Source organism: Treponema bryantii NK4A124, from assembly GCF_000421345.1.
In the GTDB taxonomy this organism is placed as follows: Bacteria; Spirochaetota; Spirochaetia; order Treponematales; family Treponemataceae; genus Treponema_D; species Treponema_D bryantii_B.
In genome coordinates, this window is the sequence record NZ_ATWV01000006.1 from 153,027 (window position 1) to 167,401 (window position 14,375).

Consider the following 14,375-nt stretch of genomic DNA (forward strand, 5'->3'; position numbering starts at 1 on the left):
ATTCAAATCATAAATTATGACAGACAGGCACAAAAATAAGTGCAAGGAGAAAACTATGGAAAATACAATGAACAAAACAATTTATCTAGTAACAGGAGCTGCAGGATTTTTAGGCGGAACAATCTGCCGTCAGCTTATTGAACGCGGGAACAAGGTTAGAGCCTTTGTACTTCCAAATGACCCGGCAGAAAAATACGTTCCGGGAGAAGCAGAAATTGTACGAGGAGACCTTACTGATATGTCTTCTCTTGAAAAGCTTTTTACAATACCAGCGGGTTATGAAAGCGTAGTAATGCACATTGCAAGCATTGTTACCGTTAATCCTGATTACAATCAGAAGGTTATGGATGTAAATGTTGGCGGAACAAAAAACATAATTGAACTTTGCAAAAAGCATGCTGAATGTAAAAAGCTTGTTTACTGTTCAAGTACAGGGGCAATTCCAGAACTTCCAAAAGGGAATAAAATTGATGAAGTAAATCATTTTGATGCTGACAAGGTTTTGGGCTGTTACAGTCAGTCAAAGGCACTTGCAACTCAGGCGGTTCTGGATGCAGCAGAAGAAGGCCTTAATGCCTGTGTAATTCATCCGAGTGGAATTCTTGGCCCGGAAGATTTTGCAGTTGGTGAAACAACTAAGGTTCTGATTCAAATAATCAATGGCGAAATGCCTGCCGGAATTGAAGGTTCTTTTAATCTTTGTGATGTCCGCGACCTTGCTCATGGAGCTATTCTTGCGGCAGATAAAGGACAGAAGGGAGAATGTTACATTCTTGGAAATGATGAGGTTTCTTTCCGTGATTTTGCCAATCTGTTAAGCGAAGAATCAGGCTGTAAAAAACTGAAAACTTTCATCCCTGTAAAATTTGCAAACTTTATTGCTAAGCTCATGGAAAAGCAGGCAAAGAAAAAAGGAAAGCGCCCTCTTATGACAACCTTTGCCGTATACAATCTTGCAAGAAATAATAATTTTGATTCAAGCAAGGCTCGTAAGGAACTGGGCTACACAACAAGAAGTTACCGTGAAACAATGCATGACGAAATTGAATGGCTTAAAGCAAGTGGAAAAATTGCTTAAGAAATATTGATATAATTTTGGGGAGGAACTCGTGGAAGCGGATTTTCTGCAATGAGCAATTTCCAGACAGCAGAAGCCAGAGAAAATCAGAAGAAGATGGTAACTTAAAAGTTGATATGAGTTGGTCTAGCGGACGATAAAACTGATAAGAATTATAATGATTTCGAGTGTGTGAAAGTTTTTCTGTAAATGAGATATCCTAAGATAATTACGAGCTGAATGGTGGTTAAATATCCATTGTTCAGCTCGTTTTGGCTATATATAATTCCGTGAATTTCGTCAAGAGTTATGTTAGAATGAATGCATACTATATTCCAGTTTTATAGACGATGACAAATCGGAATTTGAAGGAGTATCACTATGTGGTTTTTATTAGCGCTTGGTTCGGCAATCTTTGCCGCACTGACATCAATATTGGCAAAGATAGGAATTGAAGGTGTCGGATCGAATCTGGCTACTGCAATCCGTACGATGGTTGTTGTTATCATGGCATGGGGAATGGTATTTATTACTCATCAGCAAGCCGGAATAAAAGACATTAGCCCAAAATGCTGGATTTTCCTGATTCTGTCCGGCCTTGCTACTGGTGCCTCATGGCTTTGCTATTACAAGGCCTTGCAGATGGGAGACGCTTCAAAAGTCGTCCCGATTGATAAGTTGTCCGTTGTCATTACGCTGATACTGGCGTTTGTTTTTCTGCATGAAGAATTTACTCTTAAGTCAGTGATAGGGTGTATCCTGATTGGAGCCGGAACATTGCTGATGGTTCTGTGATACAAATTCCAGTTTCTCGACATGTTCCCCTGTACCAACGAGGGGTATGAGTTAGTGGTTTGGATAACGGCAGGTTGTGGCTGTGCTTTAGATGTCAGCGCGACAACTCGGTATTTATAAGGAGGCGATAAGATGGATGGCTATAACGAGGATTTTTGGAAAGCGTTAGATGAATTGGTAAGCAATTCAGAAATCGTGATCGACAGGCCCAGAGGCTCTGCTCATCCCAGATTTCCAAACTTCATCTATAAGGTTGACTATGGCTATTTGAAAGATACCGCCTCTATGGATGGCGGAGGAATTGATGTATGGGTCGGAAGCGGTGAGAAAAAGATCGATGCCATCATGTGTATCGTTGATTTAATGAAGAAAGATTCGGAGATCAAAATACTGGTGGGTTGTACGGAAGAAGAAAAACTGGAAGTATACAAAACGCATAACGAAACGCAGTATATGAAAGGCGTTTTGATACGTCGGTAAATCGGATTTGTAAAGAAGAAGTGTATGTTTTATTTTGTGCGGCTCGGGGAGACAGATTATGCAGTCTGCAGCCATTACGGTAAACGTCGCTGTCATAACGTTCTGACTTCTGATATCAAAGATGATCGTCCATTTCGGCTTCCATCATTTCTTTGATGGTACCACCTAAGAGATCCTTGAGAGCATCCTGTATGTCCTCTGCGGTCTCGATGTCATACTCCTGAAGGAGCTGTTGGATGATCTGACGCTTACCGTCTGTCATCTGGACTTTGTGTACGGGTTCCTTTCCGGGGGCATTTGCATGTCGGAATTAATCCACCATTTGATTGTTTCGCAAAAGCTCCCGGTAAACAATTGCAGTTTGAGTTGCAAGTGCCATCAAGGTCAAATACAAAAAGTTTAAGTTTTAGATCTATCAATTTTTCTTTAAATCTACTCTGTATAAATCTCTATAATTATTCTGTTCTTTTCCGGACAATCTACATTTTTTATGCGCCCTGTCAGCTTTTTAGAAAAAAGAGATTCCAGTTCATCATTATCACAAAGAATACAAGGACTAGTTTCTATAGAACCATCTTCATTAACAAAACCATTATTTTCAATGAAGAGAGATGTATCCCGCCCCTTACTATCTTTGCCTTTGATAATATATCTGGCACTTAATGTACCTGGCTTGCCTTTCTCGAACTTCTGGGTATCAACTCCACCCTCAATAATTTTTCCTGTAAAAAACGGAGCCTTACAATCTCCATCAAAAGTAATAAAATTCACTGTAGTCGAATCTGTCTTAACCTGATTAAAGCCGATAATTCTTACATTAATATCAAATAATTTTTCCATTTTCGGTTCCCTAAATAAAAATATCATAATTATTCTTATAAGAACATTCTAGTCTGCCTGATACGACAAAGGTTGAAATTGATGTAGAGTCAATTGTAGAATAGTAATCATGTTTGATTCTTCCCTGATTACCTATGCCGTGTCTCTTCATTTTTCGCAAAAGATAAATGATATTGTTATCTCAACCTTACAAGCCATTGCAGATGAAACCGGAAACCGCTTTATGATTGAAAATAAAATTCCACCGCATATTACAATCGGGGCTTTTCATGCAGCCAGGGAAGAAGAAGCAAAACTGCTGCAGCTTGTAGAAGACTTTGCGCGAGACCAGAAGGCTGGTTCTGTGCAATTCAGTGAAGTCGGCGACTTCAACGGCAAAGTACTTTTTTTGCAGCCAGAAAAGAATAACTTTCTTTCCGAAATTAACAAGAAACTTCATACACTACTGCTTCCAGAGTTTGAAAAAGCAGAAAACGGCTACTATCTGCCGGATATCTGGTTTCCACACACAACCCTTGCAACAAGATTGAATCAAAACCAGTTTTCCGCAGCAAAAGAAATCGCAAAAAAAATCTCGCTGCCACTAGAAGCTCCTATAGAAGAGCTTGCAGTTTACCAGTGCTCGCCGTTTTTGGAATTGAAGAAATTCGGATTGAGCAGATAATTAGTGCAAAGCCTTATTCACAGCGTTCTTTATTATTCCACTGGAAACTGTTGCTCCGCTGACTGCATCAACATCCCAGGTATTCTGCTTGAATTACTCCTTCTTCGGTCAAGAACAGCTGCAAATAACCCAAGTATAATAAAAATAACTGATTTTGAAATTAAAGCTGGTAATGGAATTTGAGCACCGGATGCAAATTGGACAGCAGATTGAGTAATCATCATTACGGCAACAACAATAATTGACTGCAACAAAATCGCATACAAAACTAGGCCCAAAGAATCCTTCTTTTTCATAAGAACCAAAGAAATAAAACATAATGGTGAGATGATGCCAAGATCTAACACATAAGTTGGCTCAGTCGTATAATTTTCTATCAGCTTCAAAGAAGTTCCCTTGAGGATAGTTGGAATTATATCCGGCCACCAGGCGACACAGAGTGAGATTCCGGAAAATATCAGAAAAACTGCATCAGATTTTTTCATTTCAAAAGAATAATTGTTGCGGCTTAAATTACGCATCCTCTTAATCAGAGTAAAAAAGAGCAGAGAAAAGAGAATTACATATAAAATAAAAATGCGATTGTATTTTACACCGATACACAAACTTACTGCATAATACAGACTTATAGCTTCGATTGAGACGAGGCGTAACTGTGTATTTTCAATACTGTTTCGTAAATCCTTTATTAATGAAATCACAAAAAGTGGCACAACGAAAAACAAAATACATAAATCAGTACCTATAAAAATCGGAGCTTTAAAATATGAATCATCTTTATAGATTCCGCTTCCAAAAAGTTTTACTTCATCACCATATTGATTTATGTATGAACAGGAATTTGAAAAATCCATAGAAAGGATTCCGCAAAGAGATACAATAATTAAAAGTAGAATAATCAGAATTTCCGGTATTTTTTTTTTCATTACCTCAACTCCGCAAGAATTGGTTCGATGTACTTTTTGTCAGAAATGTCGTAGGAATGAGAAATCATCTGGGCCATGTTCTTTTCAGCTTCGCTTGCATCTTTTTTGTTTGCTAACATTGTTGTAAACATTTTCATCATGAACTTAGAAAAGCCGCTCATTTTTTCGTAATTAAAACCACCAGGACAATAAAATGTTTTCAGGGAATTCCATTCTTCGTCGGTAAAGTTTCTGCGCATTGCAGCCGGGATATCTGGACTATCTGCAGGGCTTCCCCCAACTCCATAAACTATGATTTTTTTGCCCGCAGCTGAAAGGGATGGAAGCTGTTTTTTGAACCAGGCAAGATTTTTAATTCCACCCGCCATGAACCAGCCGCCGAAAATAATTGCATCAAAATCAGAAAGTTTGATTTTTTTAGCCTGCTTAAAATCTACGCATTCTGCCCCACTCGCCTCGCTGATCCATTCTGCGTATCTTTTTGTAAAGCCTGTCTGACTTGTGTAAATTACGATTGTTTTCATTTTGATTCCTCCAAATATAGAATTATGATTTTGAAAAATATTTTTCATCTAAGGAGCCATTACCCCATCAACGCTGCTGATTTTTCCATCAAAGTAAATAAAGTCCTGGTCCGGATATTTCCATACTGCACGGAAAACTGTCGGACGCTTGATGCCATCTGAATACAACTTGTATTCCCGGCACTGGGCTTCCCAGGGAATATTTTCGATACTTCCATCTGAAGAAGTTTGTCCACGCTCGTCTGTTGAAAAATAAATCATTTCATGAGCATCATTGAAGTGATAAATTCCACAAGCTTTCAGTCCCTTGTATTCAATGCGTGCTTCTACCCTATGAGAATCAAGCTGATTAAAATTCACAAAATCCTGCAGCAGGGCTTCGGGAAGAAAAATGATTTCTGCAAGATAAGTCACAAGGGCAGCCTTATCCATCTGTTCGTCAGTCTGATCAAAAAGCGGGAAGGACTTTGCAAGAACTCCCTTCATTCCGCCCTTCCCGTTCACAAAATAATCATAACCTTGAAATGGAACACCAAACATTTTACTGTCGATAAAAGCAAGCCTGACCGGAGCGTTTGCAAAATCAACCTGACTATAATCAATCTTAGGCTTTGGACGGTTCTGACCAAGAGCAAAATCAACCTTCTTATATTCCATTTGTAAAATTGATTTTCTCGGGCTGCCGATATAGCCGCACTCTTCAAGATAAGTCTGAATCAAAGGAGGAAGTGATTCAAAATCTTCTCTCGTATACACAGTTTTCGAAGATTCCCGTAAGAAGCTTTCCGAAAGCTGAATCTGTTTATTAAGGTCTTTTTTAAACTGATTTCTAAAAGGAGAATAGGGAATATTAAACCAGAAAATCACAAGCACTATGAGTGCGAAAATTATAAGCAGCAGAATCATTTTCTTTTTCCTCACGAGGCTACCTCAGTCTCTATAAGATTTTTCTCCATTTTTGAGATAATTTTGAAAACACTGCGTATTTCCTTTTCAGAAATGCCCTCATATAAAAGCTTCAAAAAATCCATCTCTTTATTCTGATATTTTTTTGCAAGCTTTTTTTGCTTTGAAGTAAAATAAATCCGCTGCTTGCGTTTATCATTATCATCCTGCTTCAGAACAAGGATTTCTTTTTTTACGAGAGCATTGAGAATCTCTTTTACGTTCTGTCTGGAACAACCCATTGTTTCGGCGAGCTCATTTGCGGTAGGAGCCTCTTTTGAATATAGCTTCATACAAGCCAGAAGAAACCACTGCTTGCAGGTAATCTCTTCATAAAAAGAATCCCCCGCTGCCTGCAGTCTGTTCATAAAGGCAAAGAGAAGCCCGAACAATCCAAACTGAGGCGGCATCATATTAAGAATCTGATCATTTGTTATCTGCATATATGCAATATATTGCATAATATTATAAATGTCAAATTCATAAAATTCCAAACAATATCAGTTTTAATTTTTCCAGATGGTTTTGATGATTTGCTCTTCTTTTCCCTGATAGTTTCCAGGGCCCTGATAGATTTGGGTGAATCCGCATTTTTCAAGGACACGCACAGAGGCAAGATTTTCTGCAAGGCAGATTCCGTAGACTTCTTTTAGATTGAGTTTTTGAGCCATGGCAGGAAGAAAGGCTTTTACTGCTTCTGTGGCGTAGCCTTTGCCGGTAAAGTTTTTTGCAATGTGATAGCCGATTTCCCAAGTTCCTTCGTCGAGTTTGCAAAGCTGAACATAGCCGATATTTTTTCCTTCGTTATTTGTGATTACAGGATATACAAATGGGCCGTCTGTGCTCTCGTATCGTGACATCAAAAACTCAATTGCCTCGCGGGCTTCTTCAACAGAGTTATAAACTTCATCTGGTACAAAACGTCTGGTATCGTCGTCCTGAGAGTTTTCATAGACGGTCTGGGCCATGTCTGGGGAGAAAGTTGTGATTGTAAGGTGTTCTGTTTTTATTTGCACGGGTTTTCCTTTTTACAGTATATTCATTATCCACTCCGCTCGCCGCGACATACACTTTTCGACAATCGAACTTTTTAAGGCTGTCTCATAGCCGTGGCAGGTGTCTTTCATATCATGAACTTCAACTGTCACACCCTGGGACTTTAACTTTTCTGCAAACTCAATTCCTTCGTCGTGGAGGCAGTCATATTCTGCAGCTTCAATATATGTTGGAGGGAAAAATCTCAAATCTTCAACTTCTGAAATTGAGGCGTATTTTGTCTGATTTTTATCCTGATCTTTCAAATACATATCCCAGAAAAGTTTATCACAATTTGAATCCCAGATTGGAGTATCGGTGAATCGCTTCATCGAAGCTGTAATCATTCTTTTATCAAGAACCGGATATATTAGCATTGCGCCTTTTGGAAGCAGCTGGCCTCTGTCGTACAGCATCGCAGTTACCGCAGCGGCAATATTTCCGCCGGCACTGTCTCCGGTAACGATGATTTTTTCTTTGTTGATTTTCATTGATTCTGCATTTTCCAAAACCCACATATAAGTGTTGTAACAGTCTTCAATCGCAATAGGATAGCGGTATTTTGGAAGAAGTCTATAATCTGGCATGACAACCTTACATTTCAATTCACGGGCATACCATTTTGCAATCTGATAATGAGCAGCAGATGCCCTCATCAAAAATCCGCCGCCATGGAAAAACATAATGCAGGGAAGCTCACCTTCATATTGACGCGGTTCGATTACCAAGGTTGAAAGCTTTGCTCCATCATAACCTGGAGTAGAGTATTTTTTCACCATTACATAATCATCCGATTTACATTTTATAAAACCGTAAGCAAAGTTCACCATCGGATATAAACGACCAACCATTGAGCCGCTGTAAATTGAGATGCTTTTTAATTCTTTAGATATTGGATATTTCATGATCTATTTTTTATATTTTAGCACAAACCTTCTTTTTCTGGAAACTCATGTCCTCACTCCGGCAACTTATGTGAATTATTATTCCTTTTGAGCTGAGTCTGTTTTATATTGGAGTCATCAAACAAACGGCACGGAAGTGTGACTACACAAAAAGTGTCAACGCACAAAAGTGCAAGGAGTAATAACATGAAATTGAAATCAAAGGCTTTCATCAACCTGGTATTTAAGGCTGTAGGACTTGCTATGGGAGTAGCTGTTACAGTGTTATGCATCATCAAAGAAATTGAACCAACAAGTGCTTTAATTATGACAGGCATCGGCTTGACATGTCTCGGGATTTCACAGTTTACTTTAAGTAATGAAAATAACGATTAATGTCGAACCATCAGCAGCTGAAACTTCTCTACTTGTAACCTGTAAAGAACTTACACCGCAGGTAGAGAAGCTTCTTGCTGCAATCAGGATTCTAGACAAACAGATTACCGCTAACAAAGACGACGCTGTTTGTCTGATTAATCTGGCTGATGTTTTTTATATAGAAGCTTTAGAACGCAAAACATTCATCTATACCGACAAAGAAGTTTTTGATTCAGAGATGAAACTTTACGAACTGGAAGCAGCTTTAGCTCAATACAATTTTGTCAGAGTAAGTAAAAACACAATCTGTTCACTTAGCAAAATCAAAACTCTAAAATCAGAAGTTGACCGCAAAATCAAAATCACAATGGAAAACGGCTACCAGATTATTGCCTCGCGCATGTATGCCGATGAACTCAGGAAAAAACTTGGAGTATAAAATGAAAATAATTCAGAAAATCATAAATGAAACTTTAATCACCTTTGGAATACTGACAGCGATTTTTGCAATCCTTACATTCTTTATCGGGGACCAAGCCGCCAGCGTTTCTACTCTTTTTACCTTCGGAAATCTCGCAATTCCGGTAAAATCAATTTTCCAGTTTTTTATTCTTTCTTTTCTGATTGCATTATTAAAGAATTTTATGTATTCAAACTATATGATTAAAAAACTGCCACGTGTATTACGGCAGATACTTTTATTTGTTCTATGTTTTATTCTTTTAGTGTTTATGATTTTAGTCTGCGGCTGGTTTTCAACTGATTCAAAACTGCCTTGGCTTTTAACAGCCCTTGCCTTCTTCTTAAGTTTTTCATGCACCATTATCATCACTACCCTTCTAGAAAAAAAGGATGATGACAAAATGAACAGCGCTTTGGAAAAGTTTAAATAAGATATTTTAATTAGTTCGTTCCAAATAGTTTCTTTCCCTTTTCATATGCAATCTGGAGATTTTTATGCCAGTCTCTTTCTCGTGTTTCACTTCCTTTAGACATGCCACCGAAAACTACAAAATCTGATTCTTTTACACGATTAAAAAGACGATCACCAAACATTACTTTTTCCATTGCATCAATGAGACCGAATTGTTCGAGCTTTTCTTTTTCATTGCCTGCGGTACAGAGAATCAACCCCTTATCTAAAAACTTCATAGTTTTGTTGCCATATGCAAAACCATAAGACCAAACTCTGTCAAACCACCCCACAAGTTTTGCAGGAGCTTCTGTCCAGAATACAGGATAAATAAAAACAATTGCATCACAATCATTTATCTTTTTCTGTTCCACAAGAACATCTTCTTCAAGATCTGGAGTATCCCTGTAATTCGAATCCCGTAGATATTCTTTTTCTGACATATCAGATTTAAAATTCATTTTATATAAATCAGAAATTAAATATTCATTTCCTGAATCAACAATTCCCCTGATAAATGAATCGCGGACATGACTTGTAAATGAATCTTCTGACGGATGACAGTAAACTATAAATGCTTTCATAAGTGTCCTCTTACTTCAATTCAAAATCCGTTCGGATATTCATCACAACATCAACTTCATTCAAAATTTTAATAAGACGTTCATCAAGGTCTGAATTGTTGTCACGGTAATCAATTTCTGCATATTCTTCGCGAGCTGGAAATGCGAGTTTTTCTTCTTCAAGGCTGAACTGGGCATGAACGGTTGCCTTGTTTCCACGGGCATCCAGACGAATCCATTTTTGCAATTCTGGAATATATACAGTGTTCAGGGCATGGATGATATAACCGTCGCTGGCATCATCAGCGCGTGTTAGTTTTTGATAACTGATTCCCGAAGGAATTCCATTTCCACGAAGCAAGGCCGCAAGCAGACAAGATTTTGTCCAGCAGATTCCGGTTCCGTTTTTTAAAACCTCGGCTGCATTTTTTGAAACAACCTTTGCCTTTATATCCCAGGAATGAAGAATTTCATCACGGACAAATTCGTAAGCCCGCTTTATGTAGTCAATCTGTGAATCTGATTTTTCCTGAAGCTCTTTGATTTTGGCCTCAATCAGCGGATGAGAAAAATTTATGCTTGGAGTTTCTTTAAGGTATTCACTCAGATTTTCATTCATTTCAAAAAAATCCTTCGCCCGCTCGCACACCTCAACCATCACTTCGTCTGAAGGTAAATGCTTGCTGTCTATTTCTGATGTAGTAACTGGTCCGGTAAAAATCTTTCTGGCTTTTGCGAATACTCTGTCTGCCGGAAAGAAGATATCTTTTTGGGAAGCCATAATTAAAAGCGGTGCCTTGAATGCAGCCATCTCTTTCTTGCTATATTCTTTTGGAGGCTTCATTTCCATTTTGTAGGAAGACATCATCAAATCAAAAAACTCACGCCAGGTCTCGTCACCCTTACCGCCCATAGTTTCGATTACTGTATCAAGAGTTTTTTCTGAGGGATTGAAATAATATTGTATAAAAGGCACAACCATCTTTCCCAGCATTGGAAGAATCGGCCCATGAGCTATTCCAGACGGCACAATCAGTAAGGCAGAACTAACTCTTTGAGGGTAATATTTTGCAAAGGAAAGGAACATTGCAGAACTATAAGACGACACAACAAAGGAAATTTTTTCTTCGCCATAATGACTCAGAACTTCATTAATCCAAAGCCCGTATTGGTCTTTTCTGCTGCTGATATTTCTGTAAGGCTCACTCTTTCCCGGCATCCCGATTACATCCGGCGCAAGAATGCAGAAGTCTTTGAGCAGCGGCAAAAAGAGTTTGAGATTAAGAGTTGTGATTCCGTTGCCACCGTGAATTGTACAGATTCGAGGCTTGTCTTTGTCGCCAACAAGAAGGCAGTGAGTTTGACCGAAAGAAGTTTCGAAGTAATCTTCTGAATAAGGGACGCCAAGTGCAGCTAGAGTTTTATCATAAAAGGCATGCATCTTGTTCAGGCTGTCCTGATTTTTGTAAACAAACTTTCCCTTCTTAATTCCGCCACTCATACAAAATCTTCTCCCCTATTTGATTCTGGCAAAAGCCTTCTGACACCAAGCAATTACAGCAGTATAAGTTTTTTCAAAATCATAATCATCTGGCAGTTCCGGAATACAAAGCATTTCGCGGTCCTCTACAGACACGGCCGCCTTCAAGTCAGATTTTTTCAAGAGAAAATTTCCACTTTCTAAATAATGAAGATTTTGAATTATAAAGTACAACTGCTTACTGCTCGCGCGAAGCTTGTCACAGCTTTTTTCGTCACCAGCATGAATGTAGCGGTGACATATTTCGTGATAAAAATTTCCAAGGCTGATTTTTGCATAATTCACTTCATCCTGTCTTGTTGCTGGAGGAAGCAGATTTTCAAGTTTGCCGAACAAATCTTTTGTCGTATATTTAAGCTGCAAAGTTTCCAGAGAATTCCAATTTGCTAAATCTTCCTTACCACAAATAAAGCCACATGATTTTTCATACCAGCCGATTTCTTTGAGGATGCCACGGTAAGATTTCATATCTTCAACTGAAAATCCATCCAGCACAATCATCACATCAATATCGCTGTCTTCCGTTGCTTCACCACGCAAGTAACTTCCCTGCAGGCCCGCATACACAAGCCTGCCACCAAAAGATTCCTTGCATCGTGAAATCAGTTTTTCCAGGTAGTTATCAATCTTAAAGCAGTCCATCACTTTACCCAATTTTATTTTTTTCATAGTACAAAATCTTAAGATTGTTTGCTATACGTAACCTCTTTTACATACTCCGCAATAATCTGGGCAGTTTCTTCCGGCGTCTGTCCGGTGTTATCTATAAACTTCTGAAACTTGCCGCGATTCTTTTTAAACCAGGCTGCATATTCTATCTGGCTTTGGATAAATTCGTCGCTGCCACAGTTGCGTTCGGCCGGGCGGGCTTCCAGGCGTTTTCTGATTTCTTCATCGGAACAGACCATGGCAATAAAATGCGTATCAGAGATTTCATCCGGCAATGTCACCTTCTCGAAAAAATTTATCGGATTCATCCCAGCCGATACCAGCAGAAGATTTTTATCATCGGCAATTTCAACTGCGCGTTTTAAGTTATCGGTGTAATACTGATCTTCGCGTTCCGTGCCCTTGTAATCAAGCCATGAAATATCTATATCGTCAGAATCCAGAGTTGCGTAGTCTGGAAGAAGCCCCCTTCTTTTGAAAATCTGATTAACTGTAGATTTTCCTGTGCCGCATGGGGCGCATAAAATTATTAAGTGCTTCATTTTTGTCTCCCATTATCTTCTTATCACCGGGGCTCCCTGGACATACTTTCCATAGTGCTTAAGAAAGTCCTGATATTCCGCTTCTTCTGTAATCCAGACAATAACGTATACTTCCTTAACTCCAAGATTTGTATAGGCCTGAAAGCGAGTGTTACCGTCGTTCAATTCAAAATCATCTTCAACATAGTGAACAATCAGCGGCGGCATGTCCGGATCCTTTTTGATTGAATCCTCCAGCGCGGCAACGTGAATGGGCCACCAGTCTTTGTCGATTCTGTATTTCATATTTTCTTCAGGGCCTGTGCAGCGATGAAAAAGTTCCAGAGACATTTTGACCGGACCAATATAGTAGCGTTCAAAAAGCTTGAGCCCGTCCGAGAATGGAACATTGCGTCCATCTTCTAAAAGATAAGTATGAATCCATTCATCAATTTTATTTTCCTTTGCGTAACTCAGTGCAGAGGAAAGAGTCTTGTTGTATTCTAACATAGGTGTCTCCTTTTTTGTGTAGACAATATGCTTTACAGAATCAACAGAAAGACAATATTTATCGGCCAGAGAATCAATATCAAAGCCACCTGCAAAATCATCCCTAATAGCCTGATTTCTTTTTGCAAGATAAGCCCTGTAGCCCGAAGATTCACCCCAGGCCTTCTTCTTCTGCTCGCTGGCCGGAATATAAATTGTTTCTCCCGACACATAGCGCTGAATCTGCTTTAGAAGCTGCTCGGGAAAAATGTCCTGCGCGTTTCTGTAATTCATAAAATCCACCTTATTTTTTTACGCTCGTGCACTGCGTTGTGATTTTAGAATAAAGGATTTAGTGTCTCTTGTATATGTTGAGTTTGGGTGGAGGTGAAATTGGCATAAAAAAAGCGAGGCTAGAATCCTGGCAAAACTGAAGCAGTTGTTCTTCTTATATCATAAAACCTATGATCTTTTTGCTTTCAAGAATATCCCAAGCATCAGCATATAGCACACAGTCTTAGGCAGCATGAGCATTCCAAGCAGAGGAAAAAGAGATGCAAAAACTGCTACAGGGATGTAAAAAAGAAAGGACAGACTGACATACAACCACATTCTTTTGAAAAGCGGATTTTCCCTGCGAGTCTTGAAGTAGATAATCACAATCAGAATACCAATTGATATAAATGGGATATTTCTGAGACAGCCCCAAAGAACGGAGCCCTCGCCTGTGAGCCAGTGATTTCCCGGTAAGAAACAGATAAAAATTCGGCAGGCAGTCAGCAGCCAGAGAAAAATAGCCATTGATTTTTTCTTGCCTTCTTCCCAAGTAAAAAGCTTTGTATGCAGGAAAAAAATCAGCATATAAAAGAAGGTCATTGTGATTGATGTTACAAGTTTGCCAAATCCCAGCCAGGCTGTAAAATCACTTTCGATAAAATAGTTGAGAACCCGCGGCACCAGATGAAAAGCATCGCCGCACCCAAGAATCAAAGCAGCACTTCCCATCAGCTTACCAATACTGTCCCGGCGTTTTGCTAAAATCACAATTCCGGAAATTATTGCAAACAGAAGATAAATAATGTCAAAAGTTGATTCACCGTATTTCATTATGGCCTCCACAATTATTTTAATGCACAACTTTAAAATTATGAA

At 39.0% G+C, this 14,375-nt stretch carries 21 protein-coding genes and 1 pseudogene; 7 read left to right on the forward strand and 15 right to left on the reverse strand.

Annotation, left to right across the window (positions count from 1 at the left end):
* The first annotated feature begins 55 nt into the window (after window positions 1–55).
* The 3 genes from G626_RS0107900 to G626_RS0107910 all read left to right on the forward strand — a co-directional run bounded on the left by G626_RS0107900 (window position 56) and on the right by G626_RS0107910 (window position 2,332).
* Window positions 56–1,078 carry an NAD-dependent epimerase/dehydratase family protein gene (locus G626_RS0107900; RefSeq protein WP_022932252.1) on the forward strand — a complete coding sequence of 341 codons (1,023 nt, stop codon included), beginning with the start codon at window positions 56–58 and terminating at the stop codon, window positions 1,076–1,078.
* 360 nt (window positions 1,079–1,438) lie between these two features.
* Complete coding sequence (locus G626_RS0107905; RefSeq protein WP_022932253.1) at window positions 1,439–1,852, forward strand: EamA family transporter; 414 nt, start codon at window positions 1,439–1,441, stop codon at window positions 1,850–1,852.
* Window positions 1,853–1,984: 132 nt separating this feature from the next.
* Window positions 1,985–2,332: an inorganic pyrophosphatase gene (locus G626_RS0107910; protein ID WP_022932254.1), complete on the forward strand. Its 348-nt coding sequence runs from the start codon at window positions 1,985–1,987 to the stop codon at window positions 2,330–2,332.
* A 115-nt stretch (window positions 2,333–2,447) separates the two neighbouring features.
* Here the strand turns inward: G626_RS0107910 and G626_RS17875 are convergent, their stop codons facing one another.
* Together G626_RS17875 and G626_RS15785 are read right to left on the reverse strand one after the other, a co-directional pair.
* On the reverse strand, window positions 2,448–2,594 hold the full coding sequence (locus G626_RS17875) for a hypothetical protein (RefSeq protein WP_196800468.1): 147 nt from the start codon (window positions 2,592–2,594) through the stop codon (window positions 2,448–2,450).
* A gap of 170 nt (window positions 2,595–2,764) precedes the next feature.
* A complete protein-coding gene (locus G626_RS15785; RefSeq protein ID WP_022932255.1) occupies window positions 2,765–3,172 on the reverse strand; it encodes a DUF3237 family protein in 408 nt (135 codons plus the stop codon).
* 109 nt (window positions 3,173–3,281) lie between these two features.
* Here G626_RS15785 and G626_RS0107925 point away from each other — a divergent pair, with 109 nt between their 5' ends.
* Window positions 3,282–3,836, forward strand: a complete 555-nt coding sequence (locus G626_RS0107925) for a 2'-5' RNA ligase family protein (RefSeq protein WP_022932256.1) — start codon at window positions 3,282–3,284, stop codon at window positions 3,834–3,836.
* On the opposite strand, the pseudogene G626_RS18380 reads toward G626_RS0107925, so the two are convergent.
* The 7 genes and pseudogenes from G626_RS18380 to G626_RS15800 form a co-directional block, all read right to left on the reverse strand.
* Window positions 3,837–3,887 (reverse strand): annotated as a pseudogene (locus tag G626_RS18380) (hypothetical protein); the annotation flags it as partial.
* Complete coding sequence (locus tag G626_RS18260) at window positions 3,869–4,762, reverse strand: hypothetical protein (protein WP_022932257.1); 894 nt, start codon at window positions 4,760–4,762, stop codon at window positions 3,869–3,871. The gene G626_RS18260 and the pseudogene G626_RS18380, both read right to left, overlap by 19 nt.
* Window positions 4,762–5,286: a flavodoxin domain-containing protein gene (locus G626_RS0107935; RefSeq protein ID WP_022932258.1), complete on the reverse strand. Its 525-nt coding sequence runs from the start codon at window positions 5,284–5,286 to the stop codon at window positions 4,762–4,764. The genes G626_RS18260 and G626_RS0107935 overlap by 1 nt, the downstream gene beginning before the upstream one ends.
* Window positions 5,287–5,334: 48 nt before the next feature.
* The gene (locus G626_RS0107940; protein ID WP_196800469.1) at window positions 5,335–6,207 is read right to left on the reverse strand and encodes a DUF6920 family protein; all 873 of its coding nucleotides are present in this window, start codon (window positions 6,205–6,207) and stop codon (window positions 5,335–5,337) included.
* The gene (locus G626_RS0107945) at window positions 6,204–6,674 is read right to left on the reverse strand and encodes a MarR family winged helix-turn-helix transcriptional regulator (RefSeq protein ID WP_051142212.1); all 471 of its coding nucleotides are present in this window, start codon (window positions 6,672–6,674) and stop codon (window positions 6,204–6,206) included. Before G626_RS0107945 ends, G626_RS0107940 begins: the two co-directional genes overlap by 4 nt.
* 63 nt (window positions 6,675–6,737) lie before the next feature.
* On the reverse strand, window positions 6,738–7,247 hold the full coding sequence (locus tag G626_RS17400; protein WP_022932261.1) for a GNAT family N-acetyltransferase: 510 nt from the start codon (window positions 7,245–7,247) through the stop codon (window positions 6,738–6,740).
* 12 nt (window positions 7,248–7,259) lie between these two features.
* A complete protein-coding gene (locus G626_RS15800) occupies window positions 7,260–8,171 on the reverse strand; it encodes an alpha/beta hydrolase (protein WP_022932262.1) in 912 nt (303 codons plus the stop codon).
* A 186-nt stretch (window positions 8,172–8,357) separates the two neighbouring features.
* On the opposite strand from G626_RS15800, the gene G626_RS15805 reads away from it, so the two are divergent.
* The 3 genes from G626_RS15805 to G626_RS0107970 are packed head-to-tail and all read left to right on the forward strand — an operon-like array spanning window position 8,358 to window position 9,421.
* Window positions 8,358–8,546, forward strand: coding sequence for a hypothetical protein (locus G626_RS15805; RefSeq protein WP_022932263.1), 189 nt, complete (start codon window positions 8,358–8,360; stop codon window positions 8,544–8,546).
* A complete protein-coding gene (locus G626_RS0107965) occupies window positions 8,530–8,967 on the forward strand; it encodes a LytTR family DNA-binding domain-containing protein (protein WP_022932264.1) in 438 nt (145 codons plus the stop codon). The genes G626_RS15805 and G626_RS0107965 overlap by 17 nt, the downstream gene beginning before the upstream one ends.
* Before the next feature lies 1 nt (window position 8,968).
* A complete protein-coding gene (locus G626_RS0107970; protein WP_022932265.1) occupies window positions 8,969–9,421 on the forward strand; it encodes a DUF3021 family protein in 453 nt (150 codons plus the stop codon).
* A 10-nt stretch (window positions 9,422–9,431) separates the two neighbouring features.
* Here G626_RS0107970 and G626_RS0107975 read toward each other — a convergent pair whose 3' ends face one another.
* The 6 genes from G626_RS0107975 to G626_RS0108005 form a co-directional block, all read right to left on the reverse strand.
* Complete coding sequence (locus G626_RS0107975) at window positions 9,432–10,025, reverse strand: NAD(P)H-dependent oxidoreductase (protein ID WP_022932266.1); 594 nt, start codon at window positions 10,023–10,025, stop codon at window positions 9,432–9,434.
* Between the two features lie 10 nt (window positions 10,026–10,035).
* Window positions 10,036–11,505, reverse strand: coding sequence for an alpha/beta fold hydrolase (locus tag G626_RS18060; protein ID WP_022932267.1), 1,470 nt, complete (start codon window positions 11,503–11,505; stop codon window positions 10,036–10,038).
* Window positions 11,506–11,520: 15 nt separating this feature from the next.
* On the reverse strand, window positions 11,521–12,213 hold the full coding sequence (locus G626_RS0107985; protein ID WP_022932268.1) for a nucleotidyltransferase domain-containing protein: 693 nt from the start codon (window positions 12,211–12,213) through the stop codon (window positions 11,521–11,523).
* Between the two features lie 11 nt (window positions 12,214–12,224).
* Window positions 12,225–12,755, reverse strand: a complete 531-nt coding sequence (locus tag G626_RS0107990; protein WP_022932269.1) for an AAA family ATPase — start codon at window positions 12,753–12,755, stop codon at window positions 12,225–12,227.
* 12 nt (window positions 12,756–12,767) lie between these two features.
* Complete coding sequence (locus tag G626_RS17885) at window positions 12,768–13,517, reverse strand: ParB/Srx family N-terminal domain-containing protein (protein WP_081647507.1); 750 nt, start codon at window positions 13,515–13,517, stop codon at window positions 12,768–12,770.
* Window positions 13,518–13,685: 168 nt separating this feature from the next.
* A complete protein-coding gene (locus G626_RS0108005; RefSeq protein ID WP_022932270.1) occupies window positions 13,686–14,330 on the reverse strand; it encodes a hypothetical protein in 645 nt (214 codons plus the stop codon).
* Between the last annotated feature and the right edge of the window lie 45 nt (window positions 14,331–14,375).

What these genes read in the sequence shown, in the direction of transcription:
- G626_RS0107905 (WP_022932253.1), top strand. Translation starts at nt 1,439, where the DNA reads ATGTGGTTTTTATTAGCGCTTGGTTCGGCAATCTTTGCCGCACTGACA.
- G626_RS18260 (WP_022932257.1), bottom strand. Translation starts at nt 4,762, where the DNA reads ATGAAAAAAAAAATACCGGAAATTCTGATTATTCTACTTTTAATTATT.
- G626_RS15800 (WP_022932262.1), bottom strand. Translation starts at nt 8,171, where the DNA reads ATGAAATATCCAATATCTAAAGAATTAAAAAGCATCTCAATTTACAGC.
- G626_RS0107990 (WP_022932269.1), bottom strand. Translation starts at nt 12,755, where the DNA reads ATGAAGCACTTAATAATTTTATGCGCCCCATGCGGCACAGGAAAATCT.
- G626_RS15805 (WP_022932263.1), top strand. Translation starts at nt 8,358, where the DNA reads ATGAAATTGAAATCAAAGGCTTTCATCAACCTGGTATTTAAGGCTGTA.
- G626_RS18060 (WP_022932267.1), bottom strand. Translation starts at nt 11,505, where the DNA reads ATGAGTGGCGGAATTAAGAAGGGAAAGTTTGTTTACAAAAATCAGGAC.
- G626_RS0107965 (WP_022932264.1), top strand. Translation starts at nt 8,530, where the DNA reads ATGAAAATAACGATTAATGTCGAACCATCAGCAGCTGAAACTTCTCTA.
- G626_RS0107985 (WP_022932268.1), bottom strand. Translation starts at nt 12,213, where the DNA reads ATGAAAAAAATAAAATTGGGTAAAGTGATGGACTGCTTTAAGATTGAT.
- G626_RS0107925 (WP_022932256.1), top strand. Translation starts at nt 3,282, where the DNA reads ATGTTTGATTCTTCCCTGATTACCTATGCCGTGTCTCTTCATTTTTCG.
- G626_RS17875 (WP_196800468.1), bottom strand. Translation starts at nt 2,594, where the DNA reads ATGACAGACGGTAAGCGTCAGATCATCCAACAGCTCCTTCAGGAGTAT.
- G626_RS0107970 (WP_022932265.1), top strand. Translation starts at nt 8,969, where the DNA reads ATGAAAATAATTCAGAAAATCATAAATGAAACTTTAATCACCTTTGGA.
- G626_RS15785 (WP_022932255.1), bottom strand. Translation starts at nt 3,172, where the DNA reads ATGGAAAAATTATTTGATATTAATGTAAGAATTATCGGCTTTAATCAG.
- G626_RS0107945 (WP_051142212.1), bottom strand. Translation starts at nt 6,674, where the DNA reads ATGCAGATAACAAATGATCAGATTCTTAATATGATGCCGCCTCAGTTT.
- G626_RS0108005 (WP_022932270.1), bottom strand. Translation starts at nt 14,330, where the DNA reads ATGAAATACGGTGAATCAACTTTTGACATTATTTATCTTCTGTTTGCA.
- G626_RS0107910 (WP_022932254.1), top strand. Translation starts at nt 1,985, where the DNA reads ATGGATGGCTATAACGAGGATTTTTGGAAAGCGTTAGATGAATTGGTA.
- G626_RS17885 (WP_081647507.1), bottom strand. Translation starts at nt 13,517, where the DNA reads ATGAATTACAGAAACGCGCAGGACATTTTTCCCGAGCAGCTTCTAAAG.
- G626_RS0107900 (WP_022932252.1), top strand. Translation starts at nt 56, where the DNA reads ATGGAAAATACAATGAACAAAACAATTTATCTAGTAACAGGAGCTGCA.
- G626_RS0107975 (WP_022932266.1), bottom strand. Translation starts at nt 10,025, where the DNA reads ATGAAAGCATTTATAGTTTACTGTCATCCGTCAGAAGATTCATTTACA.
- G626_RS0107935 (WP_022932258.1), bottom strand. Translation starts at nt 5,286, where the DNA reads ATGAAAACAATCGTAATTTACACAAGTCAGACAGGCTTTACAAAAAGA.